Origin of the sequence: Mesorhizobium sp. M0317 (genome assembly GCF_040321555.1) — a bacterium.
Lineage (GTDB): Bacteria > Pseudomonadota > Alphaproteobacteria > Rhizobiales > Rhizobiaceae > Mesorhizobium.
In genome coordinates, this window is sequence record NZ_JAMYRV010000004.1 from 119,808 (window position 1) to 142,205 (window position 22,398).

General features: G+C 62.7%; 22 protein-coding genes, 1 other RNA gene and 1 pseudogene. 18 read left to right on the forward strand and 6 right to left on the reverse strand.

Annotated elements, in window-relative coordinates:
• Positions 1–31: 31 nt before the first annotated feature.
• Positions 32–697 carry a c-type cytochrome gene (locus NKI88_RS05870; RefSeq protein ID WP_352654172.1) on the reverse strand — a complete coding sequence of 222 codons (666 nt, stop codon included), beginning with the start codon at positions 695–697 and terminating at the stop codon, positions 32–34.
• A gap of 193 nt (positions 698–890) precedes the next feature.
• Between NKI88_RS05870 and NKI88_RS05875 the strand changes: the two genes are divergently transcribed.
• Positions 891–1,616, forward strand: a complete 726-nt coding sequence (locus tag NKI88_RS05875) for a 3-deoxy-manno-octulosonate cytidylyltransferase (protein WP_023688766.1) — start codon at positions 891–893, stop codon at positions 1,614–1,616.
• A 53-nt stretch (positions 1,617–1,669) separates the two neighbouring features.
• Positions 1,670–2,533 (forward strand): prephenate dehydratase, encoded by an 864-nt coding sequence (locus tag NKI88_RS05880; protein ID WP_023682034.1) that lies wholly within the window; start codon positions 1,670–1,672, stop codon positions 2,531–2,533.
• Positions 2,534–2,540: 7 nt separating this feature from the next.
• Here the strand turns inward: NKI88_RS05880 and NKI88_RS05885 are convergent, their stop codons facing one another.
• From NKI88_RS05885 to NKI88_RS05895, 3 genes are all read right to left on the reverse strand, one after another.
• On the reverse strand, positions 2,541–2,846 hold the full coding sequence (locus NKI88_RS05885; protein ID WP_352654174.1) for a Dabb family protein: 306 nt from the start codon (positions 2,844–2,846) through the stop codon (positions 2,541–2,543).
• 75 nt (positions 2,847–2,921) lie between these two features.
• Positions 2,922–3,863 (reverse strand): NAD(+) diphosphatase, encoded by a 942-nt coding sequence (gene nudC / locus NKI88_RS05890; protein WP_352654176.1) that lies wholly within the window; start codon positions 3,861–3,863, stop codon positions 2,922–2,924.
• A 37-nt stretch (positions 3,864–3,900) separates the two neighbouring features.
• Entirely contained in the window at positions 3,901–4,320 is a 420-nt protein-coding gene (locus NKI88_RS05895) for an HIT domain-containing protein (RefSeq protein WP_352654178.1), read from the reverse strand.
• A 157-nt stretch (positions 4,321–4,477) separates the two neighbouring features.
• On the opposite strand from NKI88_RS05895, the gene ffs reads away from it, so the two are divergent.
• The 12 genes from ffs to NKI88_RS05955 all read left to right on the forward strand — a co-directional run bounded on the left by ffs (position 4,478) and on the right by NKI88_RS05955 (position 16,187).
• Positions 4,478–4,574: signal recognition particle sRNA small type (ffs, locus tag NKI88_RS05900), an RNA gene on the forward strand.
• A gap of 204 nt (positions 4,575–4,778) precedes the next feature.
• A complete protein-coding gene (locus NKI88_RS05905; protein WP_352654180.1) occupies positions 4,779–6,590 on the forward strand; it encodes a DNA polymerase III subunit gamma/tau in 1,812 nt (603 codons plus the stop codon).
• Between the two features lie 30 nt (positions 6,591–6,620).
• The gene (locus NKI88_RS05910) at positions 6,621–6,944 is read left to right on the forward strand and encodes a YbaB/EbfC family nucleoid-associated protein (RefSeq protein WP_023730911.1); all 324 of its coding nucleotides are present in this window, start codon (positions 6,621–6,623) and stop codon (positions 6,942–6,944) included.
• A gap of 218 nt (positions 6,945–7,162) precedes the next feature.
• Entirely contained in the window at positions 7,163–8,131 is a 969-nt protein-coding gene (locus NKI88_RS05915; protein ID WP_023688761.1) for a cell wall hydrolase, read from the forward strand.
• A 97-nt stretch (positions 8,132–8,228) separates the two neighbouring features.
• Positions 8,229–8,834: a recombination mediator RecR gene (gene recR, locus NKI88_RS05920; protein ID WP_023669521.1), complete on the forward strand. Its 606-nt coding sequence runs from the start codon at positions 8,229–8,231 to the stop codon at positions 8,832–8,834.
• A 194-nt stretch (positions 8,835–9,028) separates the two neighbouring features.
• Complete coding sequence (locus tag NKI88_RS05925) at positions 9,029–10,306, forward strand: lytic murein transglycosylase (protein ID WP_023730912.1); 1,278 nt, start codon at positions 9,029–9,031, stop codon at positions 10,304–10,306.
• Between the two features lie 264 nt (positions 10,307–10,570).
• Positions 10,571–12,214, forward strand: coding sequence for an ABC transporter substrate-binding protein (locus NKI88_RS05930; protein WP_023730913.1), 1,644 nt, complete (start codon positions 10,571–10,573; stop codon positions 12,212–12,214).
• Between the two features lie 18 nt (positions 12,215–12,232).
• Positions 12,233–13,300, forward strand: a complete 1,068-nt coding sequence (locus NKI88_RS05935; RefSeq protein ID WP_023669524.1) for an ABC transporter permease — start codon at positions 12,233–12,235, stop codon at positions 13,298–13,300.
• On the forward strand, positions 13,297–14,217 hold the full coding sequence (gene nikC, locus NKI88_RS05940) for a nickel transporter permease (RefSeq protein ID WP_023682024.1): 921 nt from the start codon (positions 13,297–13,299) through the stop codon (positions 14,215–14,217). Before NKI88_RS05935 ends, nikC begins: the two co-directional genes overlap by 4 nt.
• A 10-nt stretch (positions 14,218–14,227) precedes the next feature.
• A complete protein-coding gene (locus NKI88_RS05945; protein ID WP_023669526.1) occupies positions 14,228–15,064 on the forward strand; it encodes an ABC transporter ATP-binding protein in 837 nt (278 codons plus the stop codon).
• Positions 15,061–15,810 (forward strand): ABC transporter ATP-binding protein, encoded by a 750-nt coding sequence (locus NKI88_RS05950; protein WP_023669527.1) that lies wholly within the window; start codon positions 15,061–15,063, stop codon positions 15,808–15,810. Before NKI88_RS05945 ends, NKI88_RS05950 begins: the two co-directional genes overlap by 4 nt.
• A gap of 38 nt (positions 15,811–15,848) precedes the next feature.
• Positions 15,849–16,187 carry a DUF2185 domain-containing protein gene (locus NKI88_RS05955; protein WP_023696743.1) on the forward strand — a complete coding sequence of 113 codons (339 nt, stop codon included), beginning with the start codon at positions 15,849–15,851 and terminating at the stop codon, positions 16,185–16,187.
• Positions 16,188–16,198: 11 nt separating this feature from the next.
• Here NKI88_RS05955 and NKI88_RS05960 read toward each other — a convergent pair.
• Positions 16,199–16,932: pseudogene (locus tag NKI88_RS05960) on the reverse strand (efflux RND transporter permease subunit); the annotation flags it as partial.
• Between the two features lie 195 nt (positions 16,933–17,127).
• Here NKI88_RS05960 and NKI88_RS05965 point away from each other — a divergent pair.
• A complete protein-coding gene (locus NKI88_RS05965; protein WP_352521645.1) occupies positions 17,128–18,405 on the forward strand; it encodes a 4-aminobutyrate--2-oxoglutarate transaminase in 1,278 nt (425 codons plus the stop codon).
• Positions 18,406–18,528: 123 nt separating this feature from the next.
• On the opposite strand, the gene NKI88_RS05970 is transcribed toward NKI88_RS05965, so the two are convergent.
• On the reverse strand, positions 18,529–19,782 hold the full coding sequence (locus NKI88_RS05970; RefSeq protein WP_352654183.1) for an NAD(P)/FAD-dependent oxidoreductase: 1,254 nt from the start codon (positions 19,780–19,782) through the stop codon (positions 18,529–18,531).
• Between the two features lie 489 nt (positions 19,783–20,271).
• On the opposite strand from NKI88_RS05970, the gene NKI88_RS05975 reads away from it, so the two are divergent.
• The 3 genes from NKI88_RS05975 to bfr are packed head-to-tail and all read left to right on the forward strand — an operon-like array spanning position 20,272 to position 22,386.
• Positions 20,272–21,564, forward strand: coding sequence for an imelysin family protein (locus NKI88_RS05975; protein WP_023669535.1), 1,293 nt, complete (start codon positions 20,272–20,274; stop codon positions 21,562–21,564).
• Positions 21,565–21,623: 59 nt separating this feature from the next.
• The gene (locus NKI88_RS05980) at positions 21,624–21,935 is read left to right on the forward strand and encodes a (2Fe-2S)-binding protein (RefSeq protein WP_023669536.1); all 312 of its coding nucleotides are present in this window, start codon (positions 21,624–21,626) and stop codon (positions 21,933–21,935) included.
• Positions 21,901–22,386, forward strand: coding sequence for a bacterioferritin (gene bfr / locus NKI88_RS05985; protein WP_023669537.1), 486 nt, complete (start codon positions 21,901–21,903; stop codon positions 22,384–22,386). The genes NKI88_RS05980 and bfr overlap by 35 nt, the downstream gene beginning before the upstream one ends.
• The last annotated feature ends 12 nt before the right edge of the window (positions 22,387–22,398 follow it).

Here is a 22,398-nt window from a genome sequence, read left to right on the forward strand (position 1 = left end):
CTTTTTTGAGATCATGGAGATGACAATTCGGTTATTTGGCGGGCGCCGGTGCCGGCGTCGCAGGGGCTGGAGCTGCACCTTCAGCCGGCTTGGCCGGAGCAGCACCCTCGGCCGGCTTGCCCGGCGCGGTTGCATCAGCGGCGGCACCTGGCGTCGGCAGCGGCTTCGGACTATCCGACAGCGTGCGCAGATAGGCGATGACGTTGGCGCGGTCCTCGTCCTTCGGCAGGCCGGCAAAGCCCATCGCAGTGCCCTTCACGAATTTCTTCGGCGAGGTGATGAAGTGGTTGAGGTTGTCATAGGTCCACTTCTCCGCGCCGCCCTTGGAAAACTCTTTCATGCCGGCCGAATAGGCAAAGCCCTCATGCTCGGCGACGGGGCGGTCGACGATGTCCCAGAGATCCGGGCCGACCTTGTTGGGGCCGCCTTTTTCGCCGGAATGGCAGGCCTGGCATTTCTTGAAGACGGCCGCACCTTGCTCGACATTGGCGGTGGCCAGAAGTTCGGCGATGGGCTTGGCTTCGGCCGCGGGTCCGGCGGCGCCGCCTTCGGCAGGCTCCGTCGCCTCGATGGCGAAGCCGGGTTTTTCCGGCGCCGGCGAGGCAAACAGGGCGTCGGACACCAAACCGACCGAGAAGACGACGAAACAGGTTCCAAGCAACCCGGCGAGCAGTTTGTTGACTTCGTTGGAATCCATACGCCCCAGGGCTCCCTTTTCCGGCGGACCTCTCCGTCCACTCCGTCCGTCGGTATCGTGACCCACCCCGTCGAGCCGGTCAAATCGGGCGGAAACTAGGTCTTTTGCTTGGGCGTTGCAACACCTATAAGGGCGCTTCCAGTGAGACCTTTTGCCACTTTCCCCATCCTCTTTCGAACGCCTTGCAACCTCGATGTCCACGCTCATCCTGATCCCGGCCCGCATGGCCTCGACGCGCCTGCCGGGCAAGCCGCTGGCCGACATAGCCGGCGCGCCGATGATCGTCCATGTCGCCCGCCGCGCCGCTGAGGCTGGGCTTGGCCGGGTGGTGGTGGCAACCGACACGCGCAACGTGGCCGAAGCGGTGCGCGCGCACGGTTTCGAGGCGGTGATGACGCGCACCGACCACGAATCCGGCTCCGACCGTATCTTCGAGGCGCTGACCGCGCTCGACCCCGATCGCAAGGTCGAAACCATCGTCAATGTGCAGGGCGACCTGCCGACCATCGATCCCAAGATCATCGGTGCGGCGCTGAAACCGTTCGAGGACGCTGCGGTCGACATCGCCACGCTCGGCGTCGAGATCGTCCGCGACGAGGAAAAGGCCAACCCCAACGTCGTCAAGATCGTCGGTTCGCCGTTGTCGGCGACGCGGCTGAAGGCGCTCTATTTCACCCGCGCCACCGCGCCCTGGGGCGAGGGGCCGCTCTATCACCATGTCGGCCTCTACGCCTATCGGCGCTCAGCCCTCGAACGCTTCGTCGCTTTGAAGCCGTCGCCGCTGGAGCGGCGCGAGCGGCTGGAGCAGTTGCGGGCGCTGGAGGCCGGTATGCGCATCGATGCCGAGATCGTGCAATCGCTGCCGCTCGGCGTCGACACGCCGGAAGACCTCGAACGCGCCAGACAAATTCTTTGCTGAGAAGATAAATTCTTTCCTGACACCGCAGATCCTTTCAAACCTGAGATATCGGCATGCCTGACAAGACCAACAGAATAGCCTTCCAGGGCGAACCGGGCGCCAATTCCGACACCGCCAGCCGCAACATGTTCCCCTCGATGGAGCCGTTGCCGTGCCCGACCTTCGAGGACGCCTTCAACGCGGTCGAGACCAACAAGGCCGACCTCGCCATGATCCCGATCGAAAACACCATCGCCGGCCGCGTCGCCGACATCCATCATCTGTTGCCGGAATCGAAACTCCACATCGTCGGCGAATATTTCCTGCCGATCCATTTCCAGCTGATGGTGCTGCCCGGCGTTAAACGCGAAGAGATCAAGACCGTGCACAGCCATATCCATGCGCTGGGACAGTGCCGCAAATACATCCGCAAGAACGGTTGGAAGCCGGTGATCGCCGGCGACACGGCGGGCTCTGCGAAGCTGGTCTCGGAGCTCAAGGACCGCACCATGGCCTCGCTCGCCCCGGCGCTAGCCGCAGAACTCTACGGCCTCGACATCATCGAGAAGAACGTCGAGGACACGGATTCGAATGTCACCCGCTTTGTCGTGCTGACCAAGGACAAGCGATTGGCCGAACGGCCCTCGGCCGACACCAAGATGATGACGACCTTCATGTTCCGTGTCCGCAACGTGCCGGCTGCGCTCTACAAGGCAATGGGCGGTTTCGCCACCAACGGCGTCAACATGACGAAGCTGGAGAGCTATCAGTTGGGCGCCTTCACCGCGACGCTGTTCTACGCCGATATCGAGGGCCATCCCGACGATCCACTGGTCAAGCTGGCGCTGGACGAACTGCGCTTCTTCTCGCGCGAAGTGCGCATTCTGGGTGTCTATCCCGCCAGCGAGTCGCGCGAGCAGTGGAAGGTCGCGGACTAAGGTTCCCCTAAACCAGCAGGGTCAGCGGCACATAGTCGATTTCCATGAAGGTTTCGATTTCCGGGATCCAGCGGTCGCGCACGAAGGCAACGTGGTCGGGATGCTCGTTATATCTGGTGTAGGCGGCCTGATCGACGAACTCCATCGAGAAGCCGAAGTGATAGTCGTTCTTCGGGCTGACTTGCCGCAGCGGCTCGAAATGGGTGACGCCCTTGATTGCGCTGAGAATGCGCTTGGCATCGGAGAGGAACCGCTTTTCCTCCAGCGAGTACTGCGGGTGCTTCAGGGTGAAAACCACGGTGTGACGGATCATTTTTTGCTCCCGTTAAGCAATTCCAGGAAAAGTGTGAAGCGGTTTTCCGTCCGGAATTGCGTAAAATAACAAGTCTTATTCGCTGTCGACCCAGGCGCGGATCAGATGATGCGCGATCGCGCCTTTCGGCGGCGTGACCAGATTGTCCTTGTGCGTCCTCTCCAGCATGGAACGCACCTCGTCGCGAAAAAACCAGCGGCAATCTTCCAACTCGTTGAGATCGGCCTGGATGTCGTCATTGAGCGGTTCGCCGAAACAGCCGATCATCAGCGAATAGGGGAACGGCCAGGGTTGGCTGGCATGGTAGACGACGCGGCCGAGCCGGATGCCGGCTTCCTCCAGCGTTTCGCGGCGCACCGCCGCCTCGATCGTCTCGCCCGGCTCGATGAAGCCGGCAAGCGCCGAGTACATGCCGGGCCCGAAATGCCGGCCGCGGCCGAGCAGGCATTTTTCCCGCATCGCCGTCAGCATAATCGCCACCGGATCGGTGCGTGGAAAGTGCTCGGTGCCGCAATTTGGGCAATGGCGCTTGTAGCCGCCGGCCCGCATTTGCGATTCATGGCCGCATTTGCTGCAGAAGCGATGGGTGGCATGCCAGGCAAGCAGGGCGGCGCCTTGCGCCAGCGCGCCCGCTGCCGCCTCGTCGATCAGCCCCTGCATATAGACCGAGCGATAATCGATCGCCTTCATGGTCTCCGGTAGCTGTTCGGGATCGAGGCCGACCGGCACGGCAAGTACCGGGCCGCTCTCGGCAAAGCCAAGCAGCACGCCTTGTGCGAGTGATGGCTGCAGCTTCTGGCTCTCAGCCAGATCGAACCAAGGGTCGAAGCTGCCATCGTGGAATTTCAGATACAGCCGTCCGCCATGCATCGGCAAAAGACGTGCCGAGGGATCGGCCAACGCCTTTTCGACGGAATCGTCGGCGCGGTTCTCGGATTGCCGATCAATCGTGTTTCCGGCGAAGCCGACGAACTGGCTCGGTTCGCGCAAGGGCGCGTCAAAAAGGCGAAAGGTCATGGAAGCTCGAACGTCTAGGAATGGACACAGGCGGCTCTTATAGCGCCGCCTTGATCTGTTGCGCAAACTGGCGGATGCCTGAACGCTCATAGGGCTCGCGCATGCCGTGCCCCCACACCGGCCCCGGCCAGCCCGGATCGCCTTCCGAGCGGGCGATGACGTGGACATGCAATTGCCGAACGATGTTGCCGAGCGCGCCGGTGTTGATCTTGGTGCAGCCCGTGGTTTTTTTCAGCGCCTGCGCCACCATGTTGGTTTCGAAGGTCAACATCGCCTGGTCGAGCGGCGTCATGTCGTGGATTTCTTCGGCCCCCGGCCGCTGCGGCACCAGGACCAGCCATGGCCAGCGGCTATCGTTCATCACCCTGAGCTCGCACAGGCCGAGCCACATCAGCTGCTCGCTATCCGCCTCCAGCCTGGAGTCGAGCGTGAATCCGGCCTTGAGGCCCGGTAGCATTGGCGTTTCCCTTGCGCTTCTCGCATTATTCCCAAACTCATGACGCTAGAGCGGCTGCACGGGGGCTGCAAGCGATTCATTGAGCGGCGGAGTTCACGGGCATCCGATTCTCAATGCACCCTTGCATTTGATCGCTGAATTGCCGATATGGAACGCGGGAGGTTGGTGGTGGACGATCCACTCGCCAACCGGGTCAGGTCCGGAAGGAAGCAGCCCTAACGAGCCCGGAACGGGTCATTGTTCCAGCCTCCCACCTCATCGGCCCCTCTCGCGACATTGACGACGCATTGCAGCGCGGGCGAGACTATTGGAGCAATTCCAGGGAAAGTGTGAGCGGTTTCCCGTCCGGAATTGCGTTAAAGCAAAGGGTAGAGCGGTTTGCCGTTTCAGAAAACGGTGAAACGATCTAGCAGGAATCGGCTACGCTGAGACGCGGCCTTTTGGAGCTTTACGGGCGAATGAGCGAAGCCGGAAATTCGGACCCCGAAAACCTGGAGAAGCAAAAGGCCGTCGCCTATCGCGTGCTGGCGCGCAAATATCGTCCGTCGAATTTCTCCGAACTGATCGGCCAGGAGCCGATGGTCCGCACTTTGACCAACGCTTTCTCCACAGGCCGCATCGCCCAGGCCTGGATGCTGACCGGCGTGCGCGGCGTCGGTAAGACCACGACGGCGCGCATCCTGGCACGGGCGCTCAACTACAAGACGCCGACGGTCGACCATCCCTCGGTCGACCTCGCCTTCCTGGGCGAGCACTGCCAGGCGATCATGGAAGGCCGCCATGTCGACGTCATCGAGATGGACGCCGCGTCGCATACCGGCATCGACGACATCAGGGACATTATCGAGCGCGTGCGCTATGCCCCGGTGTCGGCGCGCTACAAAGTCTACATCATCGACGAAGTGCACATGCTCTCCACCCAGGCCTTCAACGGCCTGTTGAAGACGCTGGAAGAGCCGCCGCCGCACGTCAAATTCATCTTTGCCACCACCGAAATCCGCAAAGTGCCGATCACCGTGCTGTCGCGCTGCCAGCGTTTCGACCTGAGACGCATCGATGCTGGCGCACTGGTCGCGCACCTCTCCTCGATTGCCGGCAAGGAAGGCATATCGGTCGACGACGACGCGCTGGCGATGATCGCGCGCGCCGCCGAAGGCTCGGCCCGCGATTCGCTCTCCATCCTCGACCAGGCGATCGCCCATGGCGGCGGCGCCGTCAGCGCCGAAGCGGTGCGCGCCATGCTGGGTCTCGCCGACCGCGCCCGCATCGTCGACCTGTTCGAACATGTCATGAAGGGCGATGTGGCGGCCGCCCTTGCCGAATTCCGCAACCAGTACGACACCGGCGCCGATCCGACTGCCGTGCTGACCGATCTGGCCGAATTCAACCACCTCGTCACCCGGCTGCGCTTCGTGCCGACGGCTGCCGACGACGCTTCCCTGTCCGAGGATGAGCGCCGCCGCGGCGCCGACTTCGCCAGCACGCTGTCGGTCAAGGTTCTGTCGCGAACCTGGCAGATGCTCTTGAAAGGCATTCCCGAGGTGCAGTCATCCAGCCGACCGGTCAGCGCCGGCGAGATGGTGCTGATCCGGCTGGCGCATGCCGCCGACCTGCCGACGCTGGACGAGGCGCTGAAATCTCTGGAGAGCGGCGCTCCGGCGTCCGGTAGTGTTTCACGCCCGAATGGTGCGCCGGTAAATGCCGGCAATGGCGGCGGCGCCAGCGCGGTAGCGCAGACCCGGATGCCGTCCGGGCCAGCCGGTGCGCAAACCATGCGATTGGTCGGCGCGCCCCCGGTCGCCTTTGTCGCGCCTCCGCAGCCGGTCGTGGAGCCGCAATCGCCGCCGCTGAAATCGCTGGCCGATATTGTCGCTCTTGCCGACGCGCAGCGTGACATCGCCTTCAAGGTGCTGGTCAAGAGCTGTATTCGCCTGGTGCGCATCGAACCCGGCCGTATCGACGTCGGCCTGACCGCCGATGCGCCCAAGATGCTGCTCAACGACTTGACGGCGAAGCTGCGGGCCTGGACCGGCCGCAACTGGCTGGTGTCGCTGTCGAAGGAAGAGGGCGGCCAGACGTTGGCCGAGATGGAATCGACCAGGCGCGAGACTGCTTTCTCCGATGCGAAAAGTGATCCGGCGGTGGCCGCCATCCTCGCGCGCTTTCCCGGCGCCAAGATCATCGACGTGCGCATTCCCGACGCGCCGGAAGTCGACACGGACAAGGCCGAAGTGCCGGTCGAGCCGCCGTCCGACGACGACGAAACCTGACCACAGTACGAATCCGCAAAGGACCCGACCATGAAAGATCTTCTCGGCCTGATGGGCAAGGCGAAGGAAATGCAGGCCAAGTTTCAGGCCATGCAGGACGAGATCGCCACGATAGAAGCAAGCGGGCAGGCCGGCGGCGGCCTGGTCAGCGTCACGCTGACCGGCAAGTTCGAGATGAAGTCGCTGAAGATCGATCCCTCGCTGTTCAAGGAGGACGAGGTCGAGATTCTCGAAGACCTGCTGCTGGCCGCTCACAATGACGCCAAAAATAAGGTCGAGCAGATTATGCAGGAGAAGACCAAGGCGCTGACGGCAGGCTTGCCGATCCCGCCCGGAATGAAATTGCCGTTCTGAGCCGGCTCCAAGCAGTTAATTGATTACGAAGGGAAATCGGCTGCGGAGGCTGTTGTTAAGACTTTCTCCGGCTTTGCTCACGCGGACATATCCGGGCATTTATAAAGTTTTACCTATGCTGCACGAAAGCTAATCCTTTAGCCATCTTTTTGCCTTTAAGAGTCTCATTCTTGCCCCATCTCGGGGCGGGCTGGCATCTGGACAATGAGGCATTTTTGTTGATCGCGACGCGATGGAAGACGCCGCTTCTGCTCGGCATCATCTTCTCCCCTATGTTCCTGGCCGGTTGTAGCCAGACCACGTCTTCGCACGGCCTGTCGGTCGCCAGCCTGACCGACGCCATCACGCCCAGCTTCCTTTCGACGCGCGCCTACCGCAACACGCCGAAGGAGAAGGAATGCCTGGAGCGGGCGATGTTCTTCGAGTCCAACCGCTCGAGCCGTGACGGCATGATCGCCGTCGGCACGGTGGTGATGAACCGGCTGCGCTCCGGCAATCATGGCAGCACCATTTGCCAAGTGGTTGGCGAACCGGGCCAGTTCGCGCCCGGCGTGATGACGCGGGCGATGAATTCGAAAGCGATGCCCGATGTCGAGGAGGCCGCCGATGCGGTGCTGAAGGGCGAGCGCAAGGCCAAGCTGAAGAACACGATGTACTTCCACACCGCCGGCCTGAGGTTCCCCTACAAGAACATGCATTACACCATGGTTGCCGGCGGCAACGCCTTCTACGAGAAGCGCGGCCGCAACTGGCAGCCGCTGCCGGATGAATCCACGACCATGGTTGCCTCGGGGACGCCGCGCGCGCCTGTGCCCGAAGCGCCGGTGCAGGTTGCCTACGCCGAGCCGGTGGTGAAGACCATTGTCCGTCCAGATCCTGCCAAGCAGGCCGCGGCGGTTCGCGCAGCCAAGGCGACACGTGCCCCGGCCGAGCAGACCTATGTGACGGCTTTCGCGGCGCCCGCCAAGAGCGCCCGCGTCGCCGCCAAGCAGACGGAGGTGGCGATGCAGGAGCCGATGGCCGAGCCGGATGCCTCGCGTTTCGGCGGCACGCTGAACGCCCGCTACATCACCTCGGTTCCATCGGCGACGCAGGAAGCGTCGATGGGCTTCCAGTCGACGCCTGAGAACACCGACGCTATCGGCGCAATGATCGTCGATCAAACCCGGCCGCTCTCAGCCTACTGACGCCCAGAACATTTTCCGAGCCCGCCATGGCAGCATGGCGGGCTCGGTGCGTATGCGGCATGTTTCAAAGCGCGCGGAAAAATCCTAGATCAGTGCGATGTCGAAGCGAATCGCCGGTCCCGAGATCGAACGCCTGATCCAGCTCCTGGCCAAGGTGCCGGGGCTAGGGCCGCGTTCGGCCAGGCGTGCGGCACTGCACCTCATCAAGAAGAAGGAGCAGCTTTTGTCGCCGCTCGCCGCCGCCATGGCTGAAGCCGCCGACAAGGTGCGCATCTGCACGACCTGCGGCAATGTCGATACCTCCGACCCTTGCATGATCTGCACCGATCCGCGCCGCGATGCCTCGACGCTGATCGTCGTCGAGGATGTCTCCGACCTCTGGGCGCTGGAGCGGGCGGCGGCCATGAATGTGCGCTACCATGTGCTCGGCGGCACGCTGTCGCCGCTCGACGGCATCGGCCCCGACCAGCTCAATGTCCGCTCGCTGGTCGACCGCGTCGCCGGCGGCGAGGTGAAGGAGGTGATCCTCGCCGTCAACGCCACGGTCGAGGGCCAGACGACGGCGCACTATCTCACCGACCAGTTGTCGGGCTTCGAGGTCAAGGTGACACGACTTGCCCATGGCGTGCCGGTTGGCGGCGAGCTTGATTATCTGGATGAGGGTACGCTGGCGGCGGCCTTGCGCTCGCGGACGGCGTTTTGACGCAATTGGCGGGCAGGATGTGCGACATGAAAGCTTCGCATTCTTCGAGGTTTGCGCCAAACACCCCCCTCTGTCCTCCCGGACATCTCCCCCTCAAGGGGGGAGATCAGCAGCTTCTCGGGCGGCATTCTTCTTTCAACGCTGGTGGTTGGCGAAAACCGAAGCGACAGCCAATCTCTCCCCTTGTGGGGGAGATGTCCGGCAGGACAGAGGGGGGCGCGACAGAAAGCGGACCTTTCGGATTGGCGCTCGTTGCGCTTCTCGCATCCCTTGTTGCCCTGCTTTTTGTAGCCCCCGCCTCCGCCGCCAAAATCGACGACCAGTTCCGCGCCTGGCTGCAAACCGATCTCTGGCCGGAAGCCCAGACCAAAGGCATCTCCAAATCCACCTTCGACGCCGCTTTCGATGGCGTGAAGCCGAACCTCAAATTGCCCGACCTCGTCCTGCCCGGCGAGAAACCCAAAACCCCGCAAAAACAGCATCAGGCGGAGTTCGGTTCGCCCGGCGCCTATTTCGCCGAAAAGACGGTGCGCGCCGTCACGTCAGGTGGGCGCACGCGCGAGGCGGCCAACGCCAGGACGCTGGCTGCGATCGAAAAGCGCTACGGTGTCCCGGGCGAGATACTGTTGGCGATCTGGGGCCGCGAGACCGGCTTCGGCGCGGCGAAAATGCCCTACGACGCCTTCGAGGTTCTCGGCACCAAGGCGTTCATGTCGACCAGGAAGGACTTCTTCCGCACCGAGGTACTGGCGGCGCTCGAGATCGTCGAGCATGGGTTGGCGCCGGTCGGCGCCATGAAATCGTCCTGGGCCGGCGCGCTCGGCCAGCCGCAATTCATGCCGACCTCGTTCCTGAAGCACGCCGTCGACTACGACGGTGATGGGCACCCGGACATCTGGAATTCGACGCCGGACGTGCTGGCCTCGATCGCCAACTATCTCGTCCACTATGGCTGGGTGAAGGGGCGTGGCTGGGGTTTCGAGGTGACGGTTCCGGAAAGCGTTTCCTGCTCGCTCGAAGGTCCCGACCAGGGCAAGAAGATCTCAGCCTGGGCGGCGATGGGAATCAGCCGCGTCGGCGGCAAAGCCTTTCCGGCCAACGAACTGAAGGCGGAAGGGTTCCTTTTGATGCCGGCCGGACGCAGCGGTCCGGCCTTCATCGCCACGACAAATTTCTACCTGCTGAAGCAATACAACACCAGCGACCTCTACGCCCTGTTCATCGGCCATGGCGCTGACCGCATCGCCCATGGCGATGCTGATTTCGTCGGCAGCTGGGGTGCGGTCGGCGGCCTGCATCGTTCCGACATCGCCGCGCTGCAACGGGCGCTGGAGGCCAAGGGCTACGATGTCGGCAGCGCCGACGGCCTGCCCGGCTTCAAGACCCGCCGCTCGATCGGCAGCTGGCAGGAAAAGAACGGCCGCCCCGCCACCTGCTTCCCCGACGCCGATCTGGTTGCTGCCATCAAGTAACACCGAAAAGAGCAGATTTTTCCCCATCGGCGGCTGCAATTGGCTCGCCCATGCTTCGACGCGCACAGCATATTCCGGTCCAGTATGCCGGCTCGCAAAAATGCCCGTTGCCGGTTGGAGGGCTGCCGGATAGGGTGTTGACCAACTGGAAAAAAATCAACACGGTATGGGCTCTAACGGTCGTCCTCCGGCCGCGAAAAAGATTACTGCAGCCCTGAGCCGGGAACTCGGGGTCAACAATCAACAAAACAGGGAACAATCATCATGATGATGGAAAAGTTTGCTCTACGTTCGCGCGTCTGGCTCGCAGGTGCTGCCATGTCCGCTCTGCTCATTGGCGTCGCGCCGGCCTTTGCCGTGACCCCCGCCGACACGCTGGTCGAAGGTTTTGCCATCGACGACATCATCTCCATGGATCCGGGCGAGGCGTTCGAACTGTCGACCGCCGAAGTCACCGGCAACACCTATGATCTGCTGGTCCGCCTCGACCTCAGCGACACCTCCAAGGTCAAGGGCGACCTTGCCGAGAGCTGGACCGTCTCCGACGACGGCCTGGTCTATACGTTCAAGCTCAAGCCCGGCCTAAAGTTCGCTTCGGGCAATCCACTGACCGCCGCCGATGTCGCCTATTCCTTCGAGCGCGCCATCAAGCTGGACAAGCCGCCGGCATTCATCATCAACCAGTTCGGCATCAGCGGCGACAATGTTGCCGACAAGGCCAAGGCCGTCGACGACACCACCTTCCAGTTCACCGTCGACAAGGCCTATGCGCCGAGCTTCGTGTTAAACTGCCTGTCGGCAACGGTCGCTTCGGTCGTCGACGCAAAGCTGGTCAAGGAACATGTCGCCGCGGTGACGCCGAGTGCCGACTACAAATGGGACAACGATTTCGGCAACGCCTTCCTGAAGACCGGTTATGCCGGATCCGGCGCCTACAAGCTGCGCGAATGGCGGGCCAATGAGGTCGTCGTGCTCGAGCGCAACGACAATTACAATGGCGAGAAGGCCAAGCTCGCCCGCGTCATCTACCGCAACATGAAGGAAAGCTCGGCACAGCGCCTGGCGCTCGAAGCAGGCGACATCGACGTTGCCCGCAACCTCGAGCCGAACGATCTCGACGCCATCGCCAAGAATGCCGATCTCACCACGACCAGCGCGCCGAAGGGCACGGTCTATTATATCAGCCTCAACCAGAAGAATCCGAACCTCGCCAAGCCCGAGGTTCGCCAGGCGTTCAAATATCTGGTCGACTACGATGCGCTGAGCACGACCATCCTCAAGGGCATTGGCGAGATTCACCAGACCTTCCTGCCCAAGGGCGTGCTGGGGGAACTGGACGAAAATCCGTTCAAGTTCGACGTCGCCAAGGCCAAGGAACTGCTGACCAAGGCCGGCCTGGCCGACGGCTTCAGCGTAACCATGGATGTACGCACGGGACAGCCGACAACGGGCATGGCGGAATCGATCCAGCAGACGCTTGGCCAGGCCGGCATCAAGCTGGAAATTATCCCGGGCGACGGCAAGCAGACGCTGACCAAATACCGCGCCCGCAATCATGACATCTATATCGGCCAGTGGGGCCAGGACTATTTCGATCCGAACTCCAACGCCCAGACCTTTGCCTCAAACCCGGACAATTCGGATGAAGGCAAGACCAAGACGCTGGCCTGGCGCAATGCCTGGGACATCCCGGACCTGACAAAGCAGACCGAAGCAGCCTTGCTGGAGAAGGATGCCGGCAAGCGCGCCGATATGTACAAGAGCCTTGAAAAGACGATCCTCGACACCAGTCCCTTCGTCATCATCCACCAGCAATTGGAAGTGGCAGGCCTGCGCAAAAACCTGAAAGGCTTTGCGCTCGGTCCGAGCTTCGACTCCAACTTCGTCGGCCCGGTCTCCAAGGAATAGCGACGGCGGACGCGCCTGATGAGCGCGATTGAAAACCAGGCGACGGCGGGGCAGGGAAGCGCCCGCGCCGTCGCTATTTTATTGGCCATCGGCCGCTTCCTGGTCATCGCCGTCACCACCTATCTCGGCCTCCTCGCGGTGACCTTTTTCATCGGCCGCGTCATCCCGATTGATCCGGTGCTGGCGGTGCTCGGCGACCGCGCACCGGCCAATGTCGTCGAGCGCACCCGCCGCGAGATGGGGCTCGACCTGCCGTTGATCGAGCAATTCTATATCTATCTCAAGCATGCGCTGAACGGCGATTTCGGCACCTCTGTGCTGACCACCAATCCTGTGATGACCGACATCCGCCGTGCCTTTCCGGCAACGATCGAACTGGCGACTTTGGGCACTCTGATAGGCTCGTTGATCGGCGTGCCGCTCGGCGTGCTGGCAGCGGTAAAACGCGGCAGTCTCATCGACCAGATCGTTCGCATTGTCGGCCTGATTGGCTATTCCGTGCCTATCTTCTGGATCGGGCTTTTGGGGCTTGTCCTGTTCTACGCCAAGCTCCAATGGGTGGCTTTTCCCGGCCGCCTCGACATCGTCTACGAGTACACATTCACACCGATCACCGGCTTCTACCTGCTCGACGCCGCGCTGCAGGGCCAGTGGGATGTCTTCTACGACGCTTACCGCCACATCATCCTGCCCGCAGGGCTGCTGGGCTATTTCTCGCTCGCCTATATCAGCCGAATGACGCGCTCCTTCATGCTGAATGAGCTGTCGCAGGAATACATAGTCGCCGCGCGCGCCAAGGGCCTGTCTGAAACGCGAATCATCTGGGGCCATGCGCTGCGCAACGCCGCGGTGCCGATGGTCACGGTGATCGCGCTGTCCTATGCCGGGCTGCTCGAAGGTTCGGTGCTGACCGAGACGGTGTTCTCCTGGCCCGGCATCGGCCTCTACATCACCAATTCGCTGCAGAACGCCGACATGAACGCCGTGCTCGGCGGCACCATCGTCATCGGTTCGGTGTTCATCGGCATCAATCTCCTGTCCGATGTTCTCTACAAGGTGCTCGATCCGAGGACGAAGACAGGATGAGCGCCGAAGCAATCCAAACGCGCCGCGATTGGCTGCTCAGCGATCGGCCGGCCTCGCGCATGCAGGCACGGCTCGGCCGCGCCTATGTCGCCTGGCGGCGCTTTTCCGCCAACCGGCTGGCGTTTCTCGGCCTGCTCATCATCATCGCGCTGCTACTGGTCGCCGCCTTTGCCGATGTGCTGGCGCCCTATTCGCCGACCATCGGCGATCTCAAGAATGCCCGGCTTTTGGCGCCGAGTGCGGCGCATTGGTTCGGCACCGACGATCTCGGCCGCGATATCTATTCGCGCATTCTTTTCGGCTCACGCTGGACGCTCTATGTCGTCATTCTCGTCGCCGTCATCGCAGCCCCCATCGGCCTTTTGGTCGGCACCGTCGCCGGCTATGCCGGCGGCTGGACCGATGCCATTCTGATGCGCATCACCGACATCTTCCTTGCCTTCCCCAAGCTGATCCTGGCGCTGGCCTTTGTCGCGGCCCTTGGACCCGGTATCGAAAACGCGGTGCTGGCCATCGCCATCACCTCGTGGCCGCCTTACGCCCGAATTGCCCGCGCCGAAACGATGACCGTGCGCAATTCCGATTACATCAAGGCGGTGCAATTGATGGGCGCCTCGCCGTTCCGCATCGTGCTGCGCCACATCATGCCGCTCTGCATCTCTTCGCTGATCATCCGGGTGACGCTCGACATGGCCGGCATCATCCTCACCGCCGCCGGCCTCGGCTTCCTCGGCCTCGGCGCCCAGCCGCCGCTGCCGGAATGGGGCACGATGATCGCGTCCGGCCGCCGCTTCGTACTCGACCAATGGTGGGTGGCCGGCGCGCCGGGCTTCGCCATCCTCATCGTCAGCCTCGGCTTCAACCTGCTTGGCGACGGCCTGCGCGATGCGCTCGATCCCCGGAGTGGCGACCAATGAGTGGTGACCAATGAGCGGTGCACTTCTCGATGTCGACGACCTGCGCGTCACCTTCCCGACTCGGACCGGCCTCATCCAGGCGGTGCGTGGCGTCACCTTCTCGCTCGGCCGAGAGCGGCTGGGCATTGTCGGCGAAAGCGGCTCCGGCAAGTCGCAGACCGGCCGCGCCATCATGGGGCTGACGCCGCCGCAGGCTCTGGTTTCGGCCAAGAAGCTCGCCTTGGACGGCATCGATCTTTTGGACATACCCGCCCGCCAGCGCCGGGCGCTGCGCGGCAAACGCATCGCCATGATCCTGCAGGATCCGAAATATTCGCTCGACCCCGTGATGAGCATCGGCCGCCAGATCGTCGAGACGCTGCGCACGCATGAAAAGGTCTCCAAGGCCGAAGCGCGCGAGCGGGCGCTGGCCATGCTGGAAGCTGTGCAGATCCGCGATCCCTCGCGTGTCTTCGACCTGCATCCGCACGAGGTGTCCGGCGGGATGGGCCAGCGCGCCATGATCGCAATGATGCTGATCGCCGGACCGGAACTGATGATCGCCGACGAGCCGACCTCGGCGCTCGACGTCACCGTGCAGCTCGATGTGCTCGGCATCCTCGACCGCTTGGTCAGTGAGCGCGGCATGGGCCTGATCTTCATCTCGCACGACCTGCGGCTGGTCGCCTCCTTCTGCGACCGCGTCATCGTCATGTATGCCGGCAAGGTGGTCGAGCAGCTCAAGGCGTCGGAGCTGCGCGACGCCCAACATCCCTACACGCGCGGCCTGCTCAACTGCATGCCCAGGATCGGTTACGAACGCCACCCGCTGCCGGTGCTCGACCGCAAGCCGGAGTGGGCGGCATGACGCCAGCCATTTCGATTGAAGGGCTGGAGGTGGTGTTCGACCGTTTTCGCGCGCTGAAAGGGGCGAACCTCGAGGTGAAGTCCGGCGAATCCTTCGGCCTGGTCGGCGAGAGCGGTTCCGGCAAGTCGACGCTGCTCAAAGCCATTGCCGGCCTGGTGCCTGTCGCATCCGGTACTATCACGGTCAATGGCAAGACGCTGGGAGCGCGCCGCGACAAGGCTTTTTATCGCGAAGTGCAGATGGTCTTCCAGGACCCCTATGGTTCGCTGCACCCGCGTCAGACCGTCGACCGCCTGCTACAGGAACCGCTCGCCATTCACGGCTTTGCCGATGGCGAGCAACGCATCCAGCGCGCCCTCGACGAGGTCGGATTAGGCAACGGTTTCCGTTTCCGCTACGCGCACCAGCTCTCCGGCGGTCAGCGTCAGCGCGTGGCGATCGCGCGGGCGCTCATCCTCGAACCGTCGATCCTGCTGCTCGACGAACCAACCTCGGCGCTCGACGCTTCGGTGCAGGCCGAAGTGCTCAACCTGCTGGAAGAGGTTCGCCGTCGGCGCAAGCTGACCTTCCTGATGGTCAGCCACGACCTCGCCATCATCACCCATATGTGCGAGCGCCTGATGGTGATGCAGAATGGCGAAGCGGTGGAGAACCTGACGGCGGGCCAGCTGATCGGGCACCGCGTGGAGAAGGATTACACACGCAATTTGCTTAGGGCGAGCGAGGGGTTTGTTCGGACGGCGTGAACTAGTTTCTTCCGCAGAACAATCGCTTGGGGAATTCCATGGAAGAATGGAAGTTTGCAGATCCGCCCAATGTCGCGGTGCTATCGGACAAGAGCATATTCAAACGGGGCGACTGGATCGCATACGTTGTGCATGAAGCTGACGATGACGAGAACTACAACGATGAAGGCGGCAGTTGGCAATTCTATAGCAGCGACTCTCGAGATTGGGATGAACGCGAGATAATGCTCGTTGGCCTGCAAGAGGTGGTGCAGCAGGATGAAAGCATCCTGGCATTGGCCGACTTGCCAAAAGGCTGGCATGCTTGGCGGACCTCAAAATCATCGCCATGGCAGCGAGCGAAATCGCGCCCCGAACCCTCTAACGATAACGAATGATCCGCAAAGCGTTAAGCGGGGTCTTGCGCCAGTTCGCCGTTCTCCGGAACAGATGGTTCGTCCCCCTGCTTAGGCTCCTTGATCCTGAACCACGTCACATAAAGCGCCGGCAGGAACAGCAGCGTGATCGCCGTGCCGGCGATGATGCCGCCCGTCATGGCGTAGGCCATCGGGCCCCAGAACACTTCGCGCTCGATCGGGATCAGCGCCAGGCTGGCGGCCGCGGCCGTCAGCGCGATCGGCCGCATGCGGTGCTCGGTCGCTTCGATCACGGCTTCCCAGCGGTCTTGGCCCTCGGCCACCAGATCCTCGATCTGCACGATCAGGATAACCGAGTTGCGGATCAGGATGCCGATCAGCGCCAGGACGCCCAGAATGGCGACGAAGCCGAGCGGTGCCACCGCCACCACCAGGAACAGGCGCTGAAAACTTTGCAACTGGATCATCAGGATGGTCGCCATCACGAACAGCATCAGCCACACCACCGCTGCGATCGGTCCTTGGCTTTTGGCGCTTTCCTCGACCGAGCCGGCGGTTGCAACGGAATAGCCGGTCGGCAGTTTGGCGATGAAGGCGTCGACCGACGGCTTCAATTCGTTGACGACGGTGGCCGGCAGCACGTCGCCAACGAGGCCTGCGCGAACGGTGATCGTCGGGATGCGGTTGCGCCGCCACACCGTCGGCTGTTCGAGGTCGTAGCGGAAGTCGCCACTGCCGCGAGCGGGATCGCTTCGCCGTTCCCGGTGAAGGGTGAGCTGTCACGGACTGCCCCGTACGTGTATCGGTCGGCTGGTTAAGACCGGTCTGTCGAAGTGGCCCGCATCGACGACAGGCCCAATCGCCCGGCGGCGGTGCCAACTTGAGGAAAACGTGAAATAAGGTCAGAAGAGGCCTTGGCATTCATCTAACGAGAACGGGCGTCGGCCCGATGAGGGACGAAATGAAGAACGCAGCCATTTCCGAGCGCAAGAACCAGTCGATCTCGCGCGGCGTCGGCATGACGACGCAGATCTATGCCGACCGCGCCGAGAATTCGGAGATCTGGGATGTAGAAGGCCGCCGATACATCGATTTCTCCTCCGGCATCGCCGTCGTCAACACCGGCCACCGCCATCCCAGGGTGATCGAGGCGGTCAAGGCACAGCTCGACCGCTTCACCCATACCTGCCACCAGGTCGTGCCCTATGAGAGCTATGTCAGGCTGGCCGAACGGCTGAACGGCATGCTGCCCGGCAAGTTCGAGAAGAAGACCATCTTCGTCACCACGGGCGCTGAAGCCGTCGAGAACGCCATCAAGATCGCCCGCAACGCCACTGGCCGCCAAGCCGTCATCGCCTTTGCCGGCGGCTTCCACGGCCGCACCTTCATGGGCATGGCGCTGACCGGCAAGGTCGTGCCCTACAAGGTCGGCTTCGGCGCCATGCCGGGCGACGTCTACCACGCGCCGTTTCCGGTGCCGCTGCACGGCGTGTCTACAACCGATTCGCTGGCCGCACTCGACAAACTGTTCAAGGCCGATGTCGATCCGGCTCGCGTTGCCGCCATCATCATCGAGCCGGTCCAAGGCGAGGGCGGCTTCTACGACGCGCCGCGCGAATTCCTGACGGCGCTGCGCAAGCTCTGCGACCAGCACGGCATGCTGCTGATCGCCGATGAGGTGCAGACCGGCTTTGCCCGCACCGGCAAGATGTTCGCCATGGATCATCATGAGGTCGCGGCCGACATTACCACCATGGCGAAAAGCCTGGCCGGCGGCTTCCCGCTGGCGGCGGTCACCGGCCGCGCCGAGATCATGGATGCGCCCGGTCCTGGCGGGCTCGGCGGCACCTATGGCGGCAGCCCGATCGGCGTTGCCGCGGCACACGCCGTGCTCGACGTAATCGAGGACGAAAAGCTGTGCGACCGCGCCAATACGCTGGGTGCCCGGCTGAAACAGCGGCTGCAGTCGATCCGCGACGATGTGCCCGAGATTGTCGACATCAGGGGTCTCGGCTTCATGAACGCGGTCGAATTCAACGACGTCAAGAAGGGCCTGCCGTCGGCCGAGATCGCCAATGCGATCCGGCTGAAGGCGCTCGACAAGGGGCTGATCCTGCTGACCTGCGGCGTCTACGGCAACGTCATCCGTTTCCTGGCTCCGATCACCATCCAGGACAATGTCATGAACGAGGCGCTCGACATTCTGGAAAGCTCGATCCGCGAAGTCTGCGCTGCCTAGCGCAAACCCCTCTTGTGGGCCCTTGTGGGGAGGTCGGACCGCAGGTCCGGGTGGGGGCCTCGCGCCGACCCCAACCCCGCTGCTTCGCAGCGACCCTCCCCACAAGGGGGAGGGTAAGTGCGTCTAGCCCGCAGCCCGTGCCGGCTCATCCTGCTGGAACGCTGCCAGTGCAGCCTTCAGCCCGTCAGGTCCCTCAGCAATCGTCTGCGCCATCGGCGAAAACCCGGCCCCGAGCATCTTGCGGCCCAGCATATGGTCGCCCGGCCTGTTGACGGATTCGATGCCGAGCAGCCGGCTTCCAGCATAGTGGTAGATCGAGAACTTGTTCTCAGCGAGGTCGCCCAGCACGACATGGCTGTCGCCGCCCGAGGTCAGCCCGACCATCTGCAGTTTCATGTCGCCGATGTCAGACCAGAACCACGGCACCGCCGCATAGGCGTCCGTATGGCCGGTGATCGTGCGTGCGGCAAGCCGCGCCTGGTCGGTGGCGTTCTGCACCGATTCCAGCCGCACGTCGCCGCCGGTCGACCAGTGGCGGTAGGAAGCGGCGTCGCCGATGGCCAGAATATCAGGCACTGAGGTGCGCATCTGTTGGTCGACGCGGATGCCATTGGCGACAGTCAGTCCGGCAGCCTGCGCAAGTTCGACATTCGGCACGGCGCCGATGCCGACGATGACCATGCGCGCGGGCAGCCTTTCGCCGGTGGAGGTGATGGCGGCGCAGACATGGCCGTTTTCCCCTTCCAGCCTGGCAATCGTGGTGCCGGTGAGGATACGCACGCCGATCGCCTCCAGTCGTTGGCGGACATGGCTCGCCACCACCGGCGCCACGGCGCGGCCAAGCAGCCGGTCGACAGCCTCGACCAGGGTGACGTTGCGGCCGGCGGCCCTCAGCGTTGCCGCGATCTCCAGCCCGATGAAGCCGCCGCCGAGGATGACCACGTCTTCGCTTTGGGCGCTGAGCGCGCGGATCAGCCGCGCATCGGCGATCGAGCGCAGCGACAGCACGCCCGAGAGGTCGGCGCCCGGCAGCGGCAGAAGCCGCGGCCGCGAACCGGTGGCCAGGATGAGCCGGTCGAACGGCAGCACGCCGCCGCCCGCTACCTCCAGCTTGCAGCCTGCTGTATCGAGGCTGTCTATTCGGATGCTCGGCCTGAAGTCGATGGCGCTGCCGGTGTAAAAGGCCTCGCCGCGCAAGGGTTGCGGCTTGGCATCGGCGTCCTTGATGAAGGTCTTCGACAGCGGCGGCTTGTGATAGGGCAGATCGGTTTCGTCGCCGATCAGTATGACAGGCCCGTCATAGCCTTCCTCGCGCAGGCTGGCGGCCGCTTGCACGCCCGCATGACCTGCACCGACAATGACGACCCCGTTCTTCATCGCAACCCGAACTCCTGTTTCAAATCTGGAGCATGATGCCGAAAAGTGTGAAGCGGTTTTCGGACGACATCATGCTTTGATTGTGAGCCGTTCCGCCAGATGGCGATTGTCTGCCGCCGTCGCAAGAGCCCCGGTCCGGGTCGCACCCGGAACGGTCGCTTGTCAATCGCCGCGTCTCTCACCTTGGCTGCTGGCTACGATTAAAGTTGATAGTGCTAGTTTAGAATAATTCTAAACTGTTGTTTCAATTGAATTTTCCAGGGTTCACCAGTTGACTTCCGGCCTCGCCATCGTTTTATGGAGGCTCGCGCGTCAGCGCATCCCTTTGATGTTTGGGCCTTGAACCCGTTCGATTGGAGGCATTTGGTGTCTTTCTCCCGTGAGCCGCAGAGCGGCGCGGCATCTGTGGTGTCCTACGGCATGCCTATGTCCCGGCACCGTTTGGCACGCGCGCCTTTTACCGAATCCCCTTTGAACCGGAGACTGATGATGACAGCGCGATATGGCGGCAGACTGGCTGCGATCGGTGCCACGGCTATGTTGACGGCGGCGGTTTTCATCCTGCCGGCCAAGGCGGCGGAGATCGATGCCAAGGCGGTCATCAAGACCTATTCCGACATCGCGCTGGCCAAGTACGAGGATTCGCTGACCACGGCGCAGGCGCTCGACAAGGCTGTCGACGCGCTGCTTGCCAACCCGTCGGCGGACACGCTGAATGCCGCCCGCGATGCCTGGAAGGCGTCGCGCGTGCCCTACCAGCAGACCGAGGTCTACCGCTTCGGCAACAAGATCGTCGACGACTGGGAAGGCAAGGTGAACTCCTGGCCGCTCGACGAAGGCCTGATCGACTACGTCGCCAAGAGCTACGGCACCGAGTCCGACGCCAACGCGCTCTACACCGCCAATGTCATCGCTAACAAGGACATCGAGATCGACGGCAAGAAGGTCGACGCCTCGAAGCTTTCGCCGGAGTTCCTCGCCGGCACGCTGCAGGAGGCCGGCGGCATCGAGGCCAATGTCGCCACCGGTTATCACGCCATCGAATTCCTGCTCTGGGGCCAGGATTTGCACGGCACCGGCCCGGGCGCCGGCGAGCGTCCGTACACCGACTACGACCTCAAGAACTGCACCGGCGGCAATTGCGATCGCCGGGCCGAGTATCTGAAGTCGGCCAGCGATCTTCTGGTCTCCGACCTGCAGGAGATGGTCGGCAACTGGAAGGAAGACGGCGCCGCCCGCAAGAACCTCGTCGATGGCCAGCCGAACACCGCTATCTCGGTGATCTTCACCGGCATGGGCTCGCTGTCCTACGGCGAACTGGCCGGGGAGCGCATGAAACTCGGCCTGCTGCTGCACGATCCCGAAGAGGAGCACGACTGCTTCTCGGATAATACCTACAACTCGCATCTCTATGACGCCATCGGCATCCGCGCCGCCTATCTCGCCAGCTACACGCGCATCGACGGCACCGTCGTTTCAGGCCCGTCGGTGCACGATATGGTCAAGGCGGCCGATCCGGCGATCGACAAGGAACTGTCCGACAAGCTCGATGTCTCGGTCGCCAAGATGGAGGCGATCAAGGCGCGGGAAGTGGCCGGCGAGGCCTACGACCAGCAGATCGCCGAGGGCAACACCGAAGGCAATGCTACCGTGCAGGCGGCAATCGACGCGCTGGTCGACCAGACCAAGTCGATCGAACGCGCCGTCGGCGCGCTGAAGCTGAACAACATAGCCTTCGAGGGGTCCGACAGCCTCGACGCACCGGACAAGGTGTTCAAGTAGCACCCCAACCAACTACCAGCCAAACGGCGCGGAGGGGCGCCGTCAGCCAGAGCCAATCCATGCTGATCTGCCATTGCAACATCATCACCGAAAAGGAGATTGAGCAGACGATCGTCGATCTGCTGGATCAGGACCCCTGGCAACTGATCGTGCCGGCGAAGGTCTATCACACGATGCAAAAGCGCGGTCGCTGTTGCGGCTGCTTCCCAAATGTGGTCGAAACGATCATTCGGGTCACCGAAAATTACCACACCCGTTCGGAGGCGAGCGGCGTGGACATCGTTTCACACCTGGATCGCGTCAGAGGCCTGCGCGTCCAATATGGGAGCAGAATCCATGAAAGGCGAACCGCAGATCATCGAGCGGCTTAACGAGGCTCTGTTCCTGGAGCTTGGCGCCGTCAATCAATACTGGGTGCATTTCCGCCTGCTCGAAGATTGGGGATATGCCAAGCTGGCAAAGAAGGAACGCGCCGAATCGATCGAGGAGATGCACCATGCCGACCGGCTGGTGGCCCGTATCATCTTCCTCGAAGGGCATCCCAATTTGCAGTCCGTGGCGCCGTTGCGCATCGGCCAGAACGTCAAGGAAGTGCTCGAATCCGATCTCGCCGGCGAATATGACGCACGCACCGCCTACAAGCGTTCGCGCGAGATCTGCAACGAAGCCGGCGACTACGTGACGATGAAGCTGTTCGAGGAATTGCTGGCGGATGAGGAAGGTCACATCGACTTCCTCGAGACGCAGCTCGACCTCCTTGCCTCGATCGGCGAGGAAAAATACGGCCAGCTCAACGCCGCATCGGCGGACGAGGCGGAATAGGACCATGCAGGA